Source organism: Kitasatospora sp. NPDC015120, assembly GCF_043080305.1.
GTDB lineage: Bacteria > Actinomycetota > Actinomycetes > Streptomycetales > Streptomycetaceae > Kitasatospora.
In genome coordinates this window covers 242802-258830 of record NZ_JBIBVJ010000002.1, presented here as the reverse complement: position 1 = coordinate 258830, position 16029 = coordinate 242802, and the positions used below count along the sequence as shown (strand labels likewise).

The following is a 16029-nucleotide window of genomic DNA, read 5'->3' as shown; positions in this document are numbered from 1 at the left end:
CCTGCCCGGAGCCGGCGCCCGACCCGTGTCCCCCCTGCGCGCGCGTGGCTCCCGTCACTCCGCCCGCGTGCGTGAACGCAGCGACCCAAGGACTCGACTCGCATGACGGATTCCCGCTTCGTCACCTCACCGGAAACCTCCGAACGCCCCGCACCCGCCGGTCCGTCCGCCGCCGGGCGGGAGAAGATCGCGATCATCGGGATCGGCCTCCGCCTGCCCGGCGGGGCCTGTGACCACCGGTCGTTCTGGCAGAACCTGGTCGACGGCAAGGACTGCATCACCCCCACCCCGCGCAGCCGCTACGACGTCGCCACCCTCGGCAGCCGCGACAAGGCCAAGCCCGGCCGGCTGGTCGGCGGCCGCGGCGGCTACATCGACGGCTTCGACGAGTTCGACCCGGCGTTCTTCGGCATCAGCGGCCGCGAGGCCGACCACATGGACCCGCAGCAGCGGAAGCTGCTGGAGGTGGCCTGGGAGGCGCTGGAGGACGGCGGGCAGAAGCCCGCCGAGCTGGCCGGGCGCGAGGTCGGCGTCTACGTCGGCGCGTTCACCCTGGACTACAAGATCGTCCAGTTCTCCGACCTGTCCTTCGAGACGCTCGCCGCGCACACCGCCACCGGCACCATGATGACGATGGTGTCGAACCGCATCTCGCACTGCTTCGACTTCCGCGGACCCAGCGTCTCCATCGACACCGCCTGCTCCTCCTCGCTGGTCGCCGTCCACCTCGCCGCGCAGAGCCTGCAGCGCGGCGAGACCGACCTGGCACTGGCCGGCGGCACCCTGCTGCACATCGCCCCGCAGTACACCATCGCCGAGACCAAGGGCGGCTTCCTCTCGCCCCAAGGACGCTCGCGCACCTTCGACGCCGCCGCCGACGGCTACGTCCGGGCCGAGGGCGTCGCCGTGGTCGCGCTCAAGCGGCTCTCCGACGCCCTGCGCGACGGCGACCCGGTGCACGCCGTCGTCATCGGCAGCGGCGTCAACCAGGACGGCCGCACCAACGGCATCACCGTGCCCAACCCGGACGCCCAGGTCGCGCTGATCGAGCGGGTCTGCGCCGAGGCCGGGATCACCCCGGGCGCCCTGCAGTACGTGGAGGCGCACGGCACCTCCACCCCGGTCGGCGACCCGATCGAGGCGAACGCGCTGGCCCGGGCCCTCGCCGTCGGCCGCCGCCCCGGCGACACCTGCTACGTCGGCTCGGTGAAGACCAACATCGGGCACACCGAGTCCGCCTCCGGACTGGCCGGGCTGATCAAGTCCGCACTCGCCCTCGAACACCGCACCATCCCGCCGCACATCAACCTGGAGACGCTCAACCCGGCGATCGACCCGGCCACCCTGCCCTACCGGATCCCCACCGAGCCGACCCCCTGGCCGGCCCACGAGGGGCCGGCCCGCGCCGGGGTCAACTCCTTCGGCTTCGGCGGCACCAACGCGCACGTCCTGCTGGAGGCCGCGCCGGAGCCAGAGCCCGAGCCCGCCGTCGGTACGGCGCCCGACGCCGACGCCGCGCACTGCGGCGGCATCCCCGACCTCCCCGACGTCCCCGCCGACGTCCCCGCCTGGACGGTGCTGCCGCTCAGCGCCCGGGAGGCCGCGGCACTGCCCGAACTGGCCGCCGGCATCCGGGCGGAGCTGGCCGGCGTCCGCGGCGGCAGCCCGGCCCGCCCGGCCGACCTCGGCCATACCCTGGCCCACCGCCGCCAGCACCACGACGCCCGGCTGTCGATCGTCTACGACGCCCGCGAGCACGCCGCCCGCGCCTCCCTCGACGAGGCGCTCGCCGCCCACCTGCGCGGCGAGCCGCACCCCCGGGTCCTCACCGACCACCGCCGTGAGGCCCGGCACCGCCGGCTGGCCTGGGTCTTCACCGGCATGGGTCCGCAGTGGTGGGCGATGGGCCGTCAGCTGTTCGCCACCGAGCCCGTCTACCGGGAGGCCGTCGAACAGGTCTCCGCGCACCTCGCCGAACTCACCGGCTGGTCGCTGACCGACGAACTCGCCGCCGACGAGGCGACGTCCCGGATGGCCGAGACCTGGCTCGCCCAACCCGCCAACTTCGCCGTCCAGACCGGCCTCGCCGCGCTCTGGCGCAGCCGGGGCGTGCGGCCGGACGCGGTCGTCGGCCACTCCACCGGCGAGGTCGCCGCCTTCCACGAGGCCGGTGTCTACGACCTGGCCGACGCGGTCAAGGTGGTGGTCCACCGCAGCCGCCTGCAACAGAGGCTCGCCGGTACCGGCGGCATGCTCGCGGTCGCGCTCACCGAGGCCGAGGCGCTGCGACGGATCCGCCCGTACGGGGACGCCGTCTCGGTCGCCGCCGTCAACAGCCCCGGCTCGCTCACCCTCGCGGGAGAGGAGCCGGCCCTGGCCGAGCTCGCCGCCGCGCTCACCGCCGAGCAGGTCTTCGCCCGTCCGCTGACCGTCGAAGTCCCGTACCACAGCGCCCGGATGGAGCTGATCAAGGACGAGCTGCTGGAGTCGCTGGCCGATCTCAAGGCCCGCCCCGCGCAGGTCCCGCTCTACCTCACCGGCCGCGAGGGCACCGCGCACGGCACCGAGCTGGACGCCGGGTACTGGTGGCACAACGTCCGTGACAGCGTGCGCTTCCGGCAGGCGGTGGAGCGGCTGACCGACGACGGCTACGGCCTGTTCCTGGAGATCGGCCCGCACCCGGTGCTCGGCCGCTCGATCCAGGAGACCGTGGAGGCCCACCCGGGCACGGCGGAGCGGCCCGAGGTGCGCATCCTGCCCTCGATCCGCCGCCAGGAGGACGAGCGGGCCGTCCTCACCGCCTCGCTGGCCGCGCTGCACAACCTCGGGGTCGCGGTCGACTGGTCGGTGCTGCAGCCCGCCGGGCGGATCGTCCCGCTGCCGCGCTACCCGTTCCGGCGCGACCGGCACTGGGTGGAGCCCCGGCCGGTCGAGCAGGTCCGGCGCGGAGAGCTCGACCACCCGCTGCTCGGCCGTCGGCTGCCCGGAGCGGAACCGGCCTGGGAGGCCCGGCTGGACGCCGAGGCGCTGCCCTACCTGGAGGACCACCGGATCCAGGGCGACGTCCTGTTCCCGGCCGCCGGGTACCTGGAGATGGCCGTCCAGGCGGTCCGCGCGCTCACCGGCGGGACGGACGCCGCCCTGGCCGACATCGAGCTGCGCAAGGCGCTCTTCCTGCCGGACGAGGAGAGCCGTGCCGTCCGGCTGACCCTCTCCGCGGAGCACGGCGCGTTCACCGTCGCCACCGGCGAGGGCGCCGAGCGCACCGTGCACACGGTCGGCACCGTCCGGCCCGCCCAGCGCCGCCGGCCCGGCCGGCCGCTGGACACCGGGGCGGTGCGCGGGCGGGCGGTGCGGCGGCTCGCCGGGCCCGACTGCTACGCGGAACTCGCCGCGCTGGGCTACCACTACGGCCCCGCCTTCCAGGGCATCGAGGAGGTCTGGATCGGGCCCGGCGAGGCGCTGGCCAGGATCCGCCCGACGGCGCCGGTCTCCGGGCAGGGGGAGCACCACCAGGTGCACCCCGTGGTGATGGACGCGTTCTTCCAGACCCTGCTGACGCCCCAGTTGCTGGACGACCGCCCCGGGGGGACGGGCATCCGGCTGCCGGTGGCGATCGCGGAGGTCCGGCTGGACCAGGTCGGCGAGCGTCCGCTCTGGGTGCACGCCACCGTCACCCGGGACTCCGGCGGCGAGCTGGTCGGCGACCTCGCGGTGCACGACGAGCACGGCGCACCGCTCGGCGGGATCACCGGCTTCCGGGCCGCCGACGTCGAGCAGGCCGCCACCGCCGTCGGCCTCGCCACCATCGACGGCTGGCTCGCCGAACCGTCCTGGGCGGAGCTGCCCGTCGCCGCCGAGACGCCCGACCTGTTGGCCGAACACCCCGACCACTGGCTGCTGTTCGCCGACCGGGGCGGGGTCGCCGACGCCCTCGCCGGGCGGATCGCCGCGCGCGGCGGCAGCTGTCTGCTGGTCCGGGCCGGTACCGGTTACCGGCCCGCCGGGAATGGCCACCCGGCCACCGTCGACCCCGGCTCCGCCGAGGACCTCGCCCGGCTGCTCGCCGACCACCGGGCCACCGGCGCCCCCGACCCCGCCGCCGTGGTCCACCTGTGGAACCTCGACCGCCCCGGGCTGGCCGGGGCCGGTCCCGCCGCCGTCGCCAGTCACACCGCCGCGGGCGCCTACAGCCTGGTCGCCCTGGCCGCGCTGCTGGCCGCCGAACTCCCCGACTGCCGCCTCCACGTGGTCACCCGCTCCGCCCAGGCCACCGCCCCCGGCGAGCTCGTCGAACCCCTCGCCGCCCCCGCCTGGGGCATCACCCGCGTCCTGCGTCACCAGGAACTCCCCTCCCACCAGGGCAAACTGATCGACCTCGGCCCGTCCGAGGAGGCCGGGGCCGGCCCTGGAGCCGGAGCGGGCGCGGGCGCCGAGGCCGAGGCCGAGGCGCTGCTGCGGGAGTTCGCGCTCGCGGACGAGGACGAGATCGCCCTGCGCGACGGTCGGCGGCTGACCAGCCGGCTGCGGACGGCCGAGGGCCTGAGCCGGCCGCTCGCGCCCCGGCTGCGGGCGGACGCGGCGTACCTGGTGACCGGGGCGTTCGGGGCGCTCGGCCGGCTGCTCTGCCGCACCCTGGTCAAGCGCGGGGCCCGCCGGCTGATCCTGGTCGGCCGCAGCCCGCTGCCGCCGCGGGAGCAGTGGCGCGACCTCGACCCGGCGAGCCCGGCCGGGCAGCGGGCGGCGTTCCTGCGCGAGCTGGAGGCGCTCGGCGCCGAACCGGTCCCGGCGGTCCTGGACGTCACCGACGAGGCCGCGCTGGCCGCCTGGCTGGCCGAGTACCGGCGGCTGGACCGGCCGCCGGTGCGGGGCGTCTTCCACCTGGCCGGGCAGGTCAGGGACACCCTGGTCGGAGAGCTGGACCGGTCGACCTTCGAGAGCGTGTACGGACCCAAGGTGCTCGGCGCCTTCGCCCTGCACCGGCAGCTGGCCGGTGAACCGCTCGACCACTTCGTGCTGTTCGCCTCGATCGCCTCGCTGCTGACCACCGCCGGACAGACCAACTACGCCGCCGGCAACGCCTTCCTGGACGCCCTGGCCCACCACCGCCGCGCCCTCGGCCTGCCGGCGCTCAGCCTCGACTGGGGTCCCTGGGCCACCGGCATGATCGAGGAGCTCGGCCTCATCGACCACTACCGGCACAGCCGGGGCATGAGCTCGCTCGCCCCGGAGACCGGGATGGCCGTGCTGGAGCGGGTGCTCGGCCAGGACCGCGCCCAGCTGCTGGTCGCCACCGTCGTCGACTGGCCGGTGTTCCTCTCCTGGTACCCGGCGCCGCCGCCGCTGGTCGCCGACCTCGCCGCGGCCGCCCGGGAGGCCGCCCCGGCGGCCGGGCAGACCGGACTGCTGGACGCCCTGCGGGCGGCCGGGGAGGAGGAGCGGCGGGCGCTGCTCACCGAGCGGTTCACCGCGCTGGCCGCCACCGTGCTGCGGGTGCCCGCCGAGCAGGTCGACCCCGCCGCCGGCCTCGGCGGCCTCGGCCTGGACTCGCTGCTCGCGATGGAGCTGCGGGCCCGCCTGAGCAGCGAACTGGGCACCACCCTCCCGGTGGTGGCGCTGCTCGGCAACACCCCGGTGGCCGAACTGGTCGCCCGGCTGCACGAGTCGCTGGCCGAGCTGCTGGACGAGGACCAGGACGGCCCGGGCGCGGCCGAGGTCGAGCGGTACGAGGACGAGTCGGCCCACCCGCTGACCCAGAACCAGAAGGCGCTCTGGTTCCTCAAGCAGCTCAACCCGGACGGCTTCGCCTACAACATCGGCGGCGCCGTCGAGGTCCGGGTGGAGCTGGAACCCGAGCTGATGGCCCTGGCCTTCCGGACCATGGTCGAGCGCCACCCGAGCCTGCGGGCCAACTTCGTGCTGGACGGCGGCCGGGCCGTGCAGCGGATCTCCGCCGCGGTGGAGCCGGACTTCGGGGTCTTCGACGTCGAGGGCCTGGCCTGGGACGACATCCACGCGATGATCGTCCGCGAGTACCGCAAGCCGTACGACCTGGAGCGGGACCCGCTGGTGCGGTTCCGGCTGTTCCGGCGAGGACCGGCCCGCTGGGTGATCATGAAGGCCGTCCACCACATCATCTCGGACGCGATCTCCACCTTCACCTTCATCGAGGAGCTGCTCGCCGTCTACGAGGGGCTGCGCCGCGGCCGGGTGCCCGAGCTGCCCCCGGTGGCCGCCCGCTACCTGGACTTCCTCAACCGGCAGAACGCCTTCCTGGCCGGCCGCGAGGCGCCGAGGATGCTGGGGTACTGGCGCTCGCACCTGCCCGCCGAGGTGCCGATCCTCAGCCTGCCCACCGACAAGCCGCGCCCCGCGGTACAGACCCACAACGGCGCCTCCGAGTTCTTCGTGCTGGACGAGGAGCTCAGCGCCCGGGTGCACGCGCTGGCCCGCGAGCACAACGTCACCGTCTTCATGGTGCTGCTCAGCGCCTACTACCTGCTGCTGCACGCCTACGCGGGCCAGGACGACATCATCGTCGGCAGCCCGGTGACCGGCCGCACCGACGAGGAGTTCGCCGGCGTCTACGGCTACTTCGTCAACCCGCTGCCGCTGCACGTCTCGCTGGCCGGCGCCCCGACCGTCGCCGAACTGCTGGACCGGGTGCGGACCACGGTGCTCGGCGGGCTCGACCACCAGGAGTACCCCTTCGTCCTGCTGGTGGAGAAGCTCGGGCTGCAGCACGACCCGAGCCGCTCGGCGGTCTTCCAGGCGATGTTCATCCTGCTCCACCACAAGGTGGCCACCGAGAAGTACGGCTACCACCTGGAGTACATCGAACTCCCCGAGGAGGAGGGGCAGTTCGACATCACCCTGTCCGCCTACGAGGACGAGGCCGAGCACCGCTTCCACTGCGTCTTCAAGTACAACACCGACCTCTTCCTGCCCGCGACGATGGCCCGGATGGCCGGTCACTACGTCAACCTGGTCGACGCCCTGACCACGGCCGGGCCCGAGCGGGCCGCCACCGGTCTCGAACTGCTCGGCCGCGAGGAGCGCGCGGTGGTGCTCCGGCAGTGGAGCGGCGCCGGCCGGCGGGTGCCGTTCGCGGAGCCGGTGCACGAGCTGGTGCTGCGCGCGGCGGCGGCCGACCCGGCGGCACCCGCGGTGGCGGCGCCCGCCGAGTCCGGCCCGACCGTCCGGCTGTCCTACGGCGAGCTGGCCGAGCGCTCCCGGCGGGCCGCCGCCCGGCTGCGCGCGCTGGGCGCCGGGCCGGGCACCGTGGTGGCGCTCTGCCTGCCGAAGTCGCCGGAGCTGGTCACCGCCCTGCTCGCGGTGCTCCGCACGGGCGCCGCCTACCTGCCGCTGGACCCGGACCACCCGGTGGACCGGCTGGCGTACATGGTCCGGCACGCCGGCGCCGCCCTGCTGGTCGGCGACGACCCCGAGCGGCTCGGCGGACTGCCCGCCAGACTGGTCCGCACCGCGGAACTCGACGCACCCGCGGACGGGTTCACCGACGCGGTGGTGAGCCTCGACGACCCGGCGTACGTCATCCACACCTCCGGTTCCACCGGCCGGCCCAAGGCGGTGCGGGTCTCCCACGGCAACCTCGCCTCGGCCTACCGGGCCTGGCAGGCCGAGTACCGGCTGGACACCGACGCCCGGGTGCACCTCCAGATGGCCGGTCCGTCCTTCGACGTCTTCACCGGCGACGTGGTCCGCGCCCTCTGCTCGGGCGGCTCCCTGGTGCTGGTCGGCCGGGAGCTGCTGTTCAACACCGCCCGGCTGTACGAGGTGATGCGCACCGAGCGGGTGGACGCCGCCGAGTTCGTCCCGGCGGTGGTCCGCACCGTCCTGGACCACTGCGAACGCACCGGGCAGGACCTCGCGTTCATGCGGCTGCTGGTGGTCGGCTCGGACGTCTGGAAGGTCGAGGAGTACCAGCGGCTGGGCGCCCTGTGCGGCCCCCGCACGCGCCTGGTCAACTCCTACGGCCTGACCGAGACCACCATCGACAGCGCGTACTTCGAGGGCCCGGCGGACGGCCTGGAGCCCAGCCGGATGGTGCCGATCGGGCGGCCGTTCCCCAACAGCGCCTTCTACCTGCTCGACGCACAGGGCCGCCCCGTGCCGCCGGGGGTCACCGGGGAGCTGTGGATCGGCGGCTCCGGCGTCGCGCTCGGCTACGTCGGCGACGAGGAGCAGACCGCCGGCCGCTTCGCCACCCTGCCGCTCGGCGGCGCCGACGGGACCCGGCCGGTCCGGCTCTACCGCACCGGGGACCTCGCCCGCTGGGACGCCGACGGCGGGGTGCACCTGCTCGGCCGGGCCGACTCGCAGATCAAGGTCCGCGGCCACCGGATCGAGCTGGGCGAGATCGAGAGCCGGCTCGCCGACTGGCCCGAACTGGAGCGCGCCGTGGTCACCGTCCGGCCGGACCGCGACGGCGAGCCCGTGCTCTGCGCCTACTGCGTACCGGCCCCCGGGCGGACCTTCGACCACCGCGGGCTCCGCCGCCACCTGGCCGGCCACCTGCCGACCTTCATGATCCCGACGCACTTCGTGGAACTGCCCGCGCTGCCGCTCACCGCCAACGGCAAGGTGGACACCGCCGCCCTGCCCGAGCCCCGCACGGACGCCGCGGAGGCCGCCGAGCCGCCGGTCACCCTCTACGAGGTCCGGATGGCCGAGCACTGGCGCACGCTGCTCGGCATCGAGGAGCCCGGCCTGCAGCACGACTTCTTCGAGTCGGGCGGCTCCTCGATCAAGCTGATCGAGCTGATCCACGGACTGCAGTCCGAGTTCAACATCAGCATCCCGGTCAGCCGGCTCTTCAAGGTCACCACCCTGCACGGGATGGCGAAGACGGTCGAGCACATCATCACCGGCCGGATCGAGGGCGGTCAGCCGTACCTCTGGTTCAACCAGGAGCAGCAGCAGACGCTCTTCTGCTTCCCGCCGGCCGGCGGCCACGGCCTGGTCTACCGGCAGTTCGCGGCGCACCTCCCGGAGTACCGGATGGTCGCCTTCAACTACGTGACCGGGGACGACAAGGTCGACCAGTACGCCGATCTCGTCGAGGCGCTCCAGCCGGAGGGGCCGTGCGCCCTGCTCGGCTACTCGCTCGGCGGCAACCTCGCCTTCGAGGTGGCCAAGGAGCTGGAGCGGCGCGGCCGGGCGGTGCCCAATGTGGTGATCATGGACTCGCACCGGATCCCGGAGTCCTTCGACCTCGCCGACGAGCACCTCCAGGCCTTCGAACGGGAGCTGGCCGAGCACCTCCAGCGGCACACCGGTTCGGCCGCGGTCGCCCAGGAGACCCGCGAACAGGCCCGGGACTACCTGCGGTTCTGCAGCCGCACGCCCAACCTCGGGGTGGTCACCGCCGCGCTCAGCGTGATCTCCGACGACGAGAAGGTGGCGCTCTACGAGGCCGGGCAGCACGGCGCCTGGCACGGCAGCTCGGCCACCGGGACGGCGGTCTTCAAGGGCTTCGGCCCGCACGCGGAGATGCTCGACCGCGAGTTCATCGCCCACAACGCCGGGCTCGCCCGGTCGATCCTCACCGGAGCCGCCCCCCATGCGTCCTGAGACGGTCCGGGGCCCCGCCCCGAGTCTGCCCGCCCCCGCACGAGAGACGGATCCGCCCATGCTCCGCCAGCACCCGCCGCTGACCTACCCCTTCGAGCCGAACGGCCTCGAACTCGACCCCCGCTACGCCGAGCTGCGCGAGCAGCCGCTGGTCAGGATCCGGATGCCGTACGGCGACGGCGCCTGGCTGGTCACCCGGTACGAGGACGTCCGGGAGGTGCTCGGCGACCCCCGGTTCAGCCTCGCCGCCGCGATGGGCGAGGACCAGCCGAGGATGCGCCCGGTGGCCCGCACCGGCGCGGGCCTGTTCTCCACCGAGCCGCCCGAGCACACCCGGCTGCGCTCGCTGGTGGCCAAGGAGTTCAGCGCCCGCCGGGTGGAGCGGCTGCGGGTGCGGGCCCGGGAGCTGGCCGACGAGCTGCTCGACGGCATCCTCGCCAAGGGCCGGCCCGCCGAACTGGTCGAGGACTTCGCGATCCCGATGCCGACCACCATCATCTGCGAGGTGCTCGGGATCCCGGCCGAGGACCACCGGATGCTCTGGCGCTGGGCGGAGACGGTGCTCTCCGCCGTCACCCCCGGCGAGGTGCTGGCCGTCGACGGACAGGCGTTCATCGACTACATGGCCGGGGTGCTGGAGCTGCGCGGCCGCGAGCCCGGCGAGGACCTGCTCACCACGCTGGTCCGGGCCTGCCGGGAGCAGGGGCTGATCAGCGAGGAGGAACTGCTCTCCATCGCCTGCGACCTGCTGATCGCCGGGTTCGTCTCCACCACCAACCAGATCGGCAACTTCTTCCACCAGTTGCTGGTGAACCCGGAGCAGTCGGCCCGGCTGCGGGAGCACCCCGGGCTGATCCCGAAGGCGGTCGAGGAGCTGATGCGCTACGTGCCGCTGCTCACCGGCTTCAGCCTGCCCCGGTACGCCACCGCCGACGTCGAGCTGGGCGGGGTGGTGATCCGGGCCGGCGAGGCGGTGATGATCGCCACCGCCGCCGCCAACCGCGACCCGGAGGTGTTCGAGGAGCCGGAGCGGCTGGTGCTGGACCGGCAGGCCAACCCGCACATCGGCTTCGGCCACGGCGTGCACTACTGCATTGGCGCGCACCTCGCCCGGCTGGAGCTCCAGGTGGCGATCGAGCAGGTGCTGACCCGGCTGCCCGGGCTGCGGCTGGCCGTCCCCGAGCGCGAACTGCGCTGGAAGGAGGACGCGATGGTGAACGGGCTGCAGGCGCTCCCGGTCACCTGGTGAGCGGTCGCCGACCCCACCCACACGGCTAGGCAAGGACGACGAGGAAGGCCAGGAATGGCACGGCAGACAGACACCGCCCGCCGGCGGGAGTCGATGATCATCGTCGGCGGCGGGCTCGGCGGCCTGTCCACCGGGTGCTACGCCCGGATGAACGGCTACCGCACCAGGATCTTCGAGATGCACGAGATCCCCGGCGGCTCCTGCACCGGCTGGGACCGCAGCGACTTCACCTTCGACTGGTGCATCAGCTGGCTGCTCGGCAACGGCCCGGGCAACGAGATGTACCAGATCTGGCTCGAACTGGGCGCGCTCCAGGGCAAGGAGATGCGGCACTTCGACGTGTTCAACATCGTCCGCGCCCGGGACGGCCGGGCGGTCTACTTCTACTCCGACCCGGACCGGCTGGAGGCCCACCTGCTCGGCCTCTCCCCGGCCGACGCGGCACCGATCCGGGAGTTCTGCGCGGGGATCAGGACCTTCCGCAAGGCGCTCGCGGCCTACCCGTTCCTCAAGCCGGTCGGGCTGATGGGACGGCTGGAGCGCTGGCGGATGCTGGCCTCCTTCACCCCGTACTTCAACACCATCCGCAAGTCGATCGCGGTGCTGATGACGGACTTCTCGCAGCGGTTCCAGGACCCGCTGCTGCGCGAGGCGTTCAACTTCATCCTCTACGAGAAGCACCCGGCCTTCCCGGTGCTGCCCTTCTACTTCCAGCTCGCCTCGCACGCCAACCGGGCCGCCGGGGTGCCGGAGGGCGGGTCGCTCGCGCTGGCCCGGTCGATCGAGGAGCGCTACCGCGGGCTCGGCGGGGAGATCACCTACAACGCCAGGGTCGAGGAGATCCTGGTCGAGCACGACCGCGCGGTGGGCGTGCGGCTGAGCGACGGCCGCGAGTACCGCGCCGACATCGTGGTGTCCGCCGCCGACGGCCACACCACGGTGATGAAGCTGCTCAAGGGCCAGTACCTCAACGACACCTACCGCCGGCTCTACACCTCGCTGATCGACGAGCCGGGGCAGCTGTCGCCCGGGTACGTGGCGCTCTTCCTGGGCCTGCGCAAGCCCTTCCCGGCCGGCGACCCGTGCACCACCTACCTGCTGGGCGAGCGGGAGACGGCCCAGCTGACCGGGATCCGCTGCCCGTCGATGAACGTCCAGTTCCGCACCCGGCACTACCCCGAGCTGGCGCCGTCCGGCTCGACCGTGGTGTTCGCGACGTACTTCTCCGACATCGCCCCCTGGCGGGCGCTGTCACAGGGCCCGGAGCGCTCCTCCCGGGTCCGGCGCGGCGAGGAGCTGCACACCCTGCCGGTCAAGCACGGCCGGGAGTACCTGGCGGCCAAACGGCGGGTCCGCAACGGCATCGTCGGCTTCCTGGACGAGCGCTTCCCGGGCTTCAAGGACGCGGTGGCCGTCGCCGACGTGTCCACCCCGCTCACCCAGGTCCGCTACACCGGTGTCTACGACGGCACCTTCCCCGGCTGGAACCCCTTCGTGGAGGGCGCCGAGACGGTGGAGGAGGAGATCAAGAAGAGCGGTCCGGTGCTGCCGGGGCTGTCGAACTTCTACCTCTCCGGGGTCTGGGCGACCATCGGCGGGCTGATCCGGGCGGCGGCCGCGGGGCGGCACGTCATGCAGTTCATCTGCCGGGACGACGGACTGGAGTTCACCGCCGAGATCGACCCGGACGCACCGCTGCCGACGCACCTGGTGATTCCGGTGGGCCGGCCCGCCGGGCCGGCCCGGCAGGCGGCGCCGGCGGGGGCCGACGGGGCGGAACGGCCCGAGGACAGCGAGAACGTGGAGACGGGAGCCCTGGCATGAGGATCGAGAAGTGGGTGGTCCGGGAACACCTGGACGGTGTGCCCGACGTCAACCGGATCTACGAGAAGGTCGTGGAGGACGTCGAGATCGACCTGCGGCCGGACGAGATGCTCTTCCGGACCAGGTACGTCTCGGTGGACCCGTACCAGAACGGCCTGGCGCTGGAGACGCCGGTCGGCCACCACATGGGTGCCGACTCCATCATGGAGGTGGTCGAGGCCGGGCCGGAGGCGGCGTTCGCGGTCGGGGACCTGGTGCAGGGCTTCGGCGGCTGGCGCACCCACGTCGTCCACAACGGCGCCGAGGAGCTGTGGACGACCGGCATCTTCCCGATGGTCTTCCCGGCCTACCGCCGGCTCGACCCGTCCTGGTACGACGAGCGGCTGCCGCTGTCCACCGCGCTCGGCGTCATGGGCGCGCCGGGGATGACCGCCTGGGGCACGCTCACCCGTTTCCTGGAGGTCCGCCCGGGGGACACCGTGGTGATCAGCGGGGCGTCCGGCTCGATCGGCACCCTGGTGGGCCAGTTGGCGAAGCGGGCCGGGGCCGGCCGGGTGGTCGGCACCACCGGCTCGCCGGGCAAGGCCGAGTACCTGCGCGAGCTGGGCTTCGACGAGGTGGTGCTCTACGCGCAGGGCGACGACGCGGAGAAGGCCCGGCAGGCGCTGCTGTCGGCCGCGCCGGACGGCGTCGACCGGTACTTCGACAACCTGGGCGGGGCCGTCACGGACGCGGTCTTCACCATGCTGAACGTGGACAGCCGGGTGGCGGTCTGCTGGCAGTGGGCGACCACGGTGAACGGCGAGCTGACCGGGCCGCGGCTGCTGCCGTACATCATGTTCCCGCGCACCACGATCCGCGGCATCTTCGCCCAGGAGTGGTTCACCGAGCCGCTGTTGGCACAGATGCACCGGGAGCTGGGCGGGCTGGTCGGCCGCGGGGAGATCCGCTACCACCAGACCGTGCACAAGGGGTTCGACGCGATCCCGCAGGCCTACCGGAGCCTCTACCTGGACCGGGAGGCCAACCGGGGCAAGGTGCTGGTCGAGGTGTGAGCCGGGCCCGGGCGGGCGGCCGGAACCGCCCGCCCGGGCCCTCGCCCGGGATCCCGCCCGGGCTCTCAGTCCTCGTCGAGGCCGTCGAAGGCGCCGGCGTCGGAGCCGTCCGGGGTGCCGGTGAGCGCATAGCCCTGGCGGCGCGCCTCGTAGCAGGCCACCGTGGCGGCGGCGGAGACGTTCAGCGAGCCGACCCGGCCCAGCTGCGGCACGAAGACCACCTGGTCGCAGAGGGCGAGCGCGTCGGCCGTCACCCCGCGGTCCTCGTGGCCCAGCACGAAGGCGACCGCCGGGGTCAGCTCGGCGGCGAACATCGGCACCGCCTCGTCGGCGAGCTCCAGGCCGACCACCTTGAAGCCGTCGGCCTTCGCCGCCGCGACCGCCTCGGCGACGGTGGGGAAGTGCTCGACCTTCAGGTACTTGTCGGTGCCCATCGCGGCCTTCTGCGCGCCGGAGGAGCGCACCGACGGGGTGTCACCGGTGAGGTAGAGCTTCTCCGCGCCCATCGCGGCGCCGGTCCGGACGACCGAGCCGACGTTGAACGGCGACTGGAGGTTCTCCAGGATCATCGCGAGCCGGAACTCGTTGCCACGCCGCCAGGAGCGGTGCAACCGCTTCAGTTCGGTCCCGCGGAGCTGCTTCACGACGTCGTCCCTCGTCCACTCTCGGGGCCCTCGCCCGCCGCCGGGCGGGGCCGCGCTTCCAGAATCCGGAACCCGTTGACCGAGGTCAGCCGGGTGGTCGGCCAGCCCTGCTCGTTCAGCCACTTCTGCAGCGAGTCCGAGCCGAGGTGCTTCTGCACCACCAGGAAGGCGGAGCCGTCCGGGGTCAGCCGGCCGAGCCACTGCTCCAGCAGCCGGCGCAGCGCCGCCTTGCCGATCCGGATCGGCGGGTTGGAGTAGATCGCCGCGAACCGCAGGTCGGCGGGGACCTCCTCGGGCAACGCGGCGTGCACGTTGCCCAGCCCCAGCGACCCGGCGTTGTGCCGGACCAGCTCCAGGGCGCGTTCGTTGACGTCCACCGCCCAGACCGGGAGCCGCTTGCGGCGGCTCGCCCAGGTCAGCGCGATCGGGCCGTAGCCGCAGCCGACGTCCAGGATCGGGCCGCGCACCCGGGGCTGGGGTGCGTGCTCCAGCAGGATCCGGGTGCCCGGGTCCAGCCGGGTGCGGGAGAAGACGCCCGCGTCGGTGGTGAGCTCCAGGGTGAGGTCCGGCAGGGTGACCGTGATCGGCCTGCGCTCGCTGGCGACCTCGGGTGCACCGGTGAAGTAGTGCGAGCCGGACATGATTTCCCCGTCGTTCGTAAGGGCCTCGGGGCCACCGGGAGGTGTGGGTAAGCCCTGCTGGTACGGCTCCGATCGTACCCCGGTGGCCGGGAGGCCCGTTCGGCCCGCGCGCCGGACCGCCGGGCCCGCCCGGGTCAGGCGGTGCCGGGGGTCTTGCGGGTGGCGACGTTGATCCGGTTCCAGGCGTTGATGGTGAAGCAGAGCGAGATCAGCTGGGCCAGCTCCTGCTCCGGGAACAGCTCGGCGGCCCGTCCGTAGACCTCGTCGCTGACGCCGCCGCCGATGTGGGTGATCTGCTCGGCCAGCGCGAGGGCGGCGCGGTCCCGCTCGCTGTAGACGCCCGCCGGGGCATCCCGCCAGGCCGGCAGCAGATGGATCCGCTCGTCGCTCTCGCCGGCCTTGCGGGCGTCCTTGACGTGCATGTCCAGGCAGTAGGCGCAGCCGTTGAGCTGGGAGGCGCGGATCTGCACCAGCTCGACGAGGGCCGGGTCGAGGCCCTCGCGGGCGGCGGCGTCCAGCGCGATCATCGCGCGGAAGACCTTGGGGGCGGTGCGGGCGTGGTCGAGGCGGGCGGTGTGCTGCGGGGCGGGTGCGTTCGTCGTCATGGCTTCGACCCTAGGCAGCGGGTGCACCCCGGGCATGGTGCAAACCCGGTCGGTTTCGGCGGGTCAATCCGGGTAGGAGGCAACACGCCGACGGGCCGGTGGCGCTTCGCGCCCGGGCGGCGGCCGACGGATACTGCCAGTACCCCACCGGGCAGTGGCCATCGGGTCAGAGGAAGCCTCCGAGGAACCTTCGAGGAACGAGGACGGACGCCATGCCGCAGAACCACGAGGACTACCTGGACGAGGTCGACGAGGTCGACGAGGCCGCGGATCCGGACGAGCAGGCGGACGAGGACGAGTACGACGAGCTGGCCGAGCGGCGATCGCTGGGAGCGGACCCGGCCACCGACGTCGCGGACGTCGCCGAGCAGAACCGGATCGTCCAGCTCGACGAGGACGAGTACCGGGAGTAGGGCC

8 protein-coding genes are annotated in these 16029 nt (G+C 73.4%); 5 read left to right on the top strand and 3 right to left on the bottom strand.

The annotated features are described in order from the left end of the window. Positions 1–102 precede the first annotated feature (102 nt). The 4 genes from ACF1AK_RS05945 to ACF1AK_RS05930 are packed head-to-tail and all read left to right on the top strand — an operon-like array spanning position 103 to position 13722. Complete coding sequence (locus ACF1AK_RS05945; protein WP_391497540.1) at positions 103–9594, top strand: amino acid adenylation domain-containing protein; 9492 nt, start codon at positions 103–105, stop codon at positions 9592–9594. Positions 9595–9652: 58 nt separating this feature from the next. Next, positions 9653–10843 carry a cytochrome P450 gene (locus tag ACF1AK_RS05940; RefSeq protein WP_391497539.1) on the top strand — a complete coding sequence of 397 codons (1191 nt, stop codon included), beginning with the start codon at positions 9653–9655 and terminating at the stop codon, positions 10841–10843. Between the two features lie 54 nt (positions 10844–10897). Continuing rightward, a complete protein-coding gene (locus ACF1AK_RS05935; RefSeq protein ID WP_391497538.1) occupies positions 10898–12667 on the top strand; it encodes a phytoene desaturase family protein in 1770 nt (589 codons plus the stop codon). Then, positions 12664–13722 carry an MDR family NADP-dependent oxidoreductase gene (locus tag ACF1AK_RS05930; RefSeq protein ID WP_391497537.1) on the top strand — a complete coding sequence of 353 codons (1059 nt, stop codon included), beginning with the start codon at positions 12664–12666 and terminating at the stop codon, positions 13720–13722. The genes ACF1AK_RS05935 and ACF1AK_RS05930 overlap by 4 nt, the downstream gene beginning before the upstream one ends. A gap of 65 nt (positions 13723–13787) precedes the next feature. Here ACF1AK_RS05930 and ACF1AK_RS05925 read toward each other — a convergent pair whose 3' ends face one another. From ACF1AK_RS05925 to ACF1AK_RS05915, 3 genes are all read right to left on the bottom strand, one after another. Beyond that, positions 13788–14366, bottom strand: coding sequence for a TrmH family RNA methyltransferase (locus ACF1AK_RS05925; RefSeq protein ID WP_380290082.1), 579 nt, complete (start codon positions 14364–14366; stop codon positions 13788–13790). Then, on the bottom strand, positions 14363–15007 hold the full coding sequence (locus tag ACF1AK_RS05920) for a class I SAM-dependent methyltransferase (RefSeq protein WP_391497536.1): 645 nt from the start codon (positions 15005–15007) through the stop codon (positions 14363–14365). The genes ACF1AK_RS05925 and ACF1AK_RS05920 overlap by 4 nt, the downstream gene beginning before the upstream one ends. Before the next feature lie 134 nt (positions 15008–15141). Next, the gene (locus ACF1AK_RS05915; RefSeq protein WP_391497535.1) at positions 15142–15612 is read right to left on the bottom strand and encodes a carboxymuconolactone decarboxylase family protein; all 471 of its coding nucleotides are present in this window, start codon (positions 15610–15612) and stop codon (positions 15142–15144) included. 212 nt (positions 15613–15824) lie between these two features. Between ACF1AK_RS05915 and ACF1AK_RS05910 the strand changes: the two genes are divergently transcribed. Further along, complete coding sequence (locus ACF1AK_RS05910) at positions 15825–16025, top strand: hypothetical protein (protein WP_391497534.1); 201 nt, start codon at positions 15825–15827, stop codon at positions 16023–16025. The last annotated feature ends 4 nt before the right edge of the window (positions 16026–16029 follow it).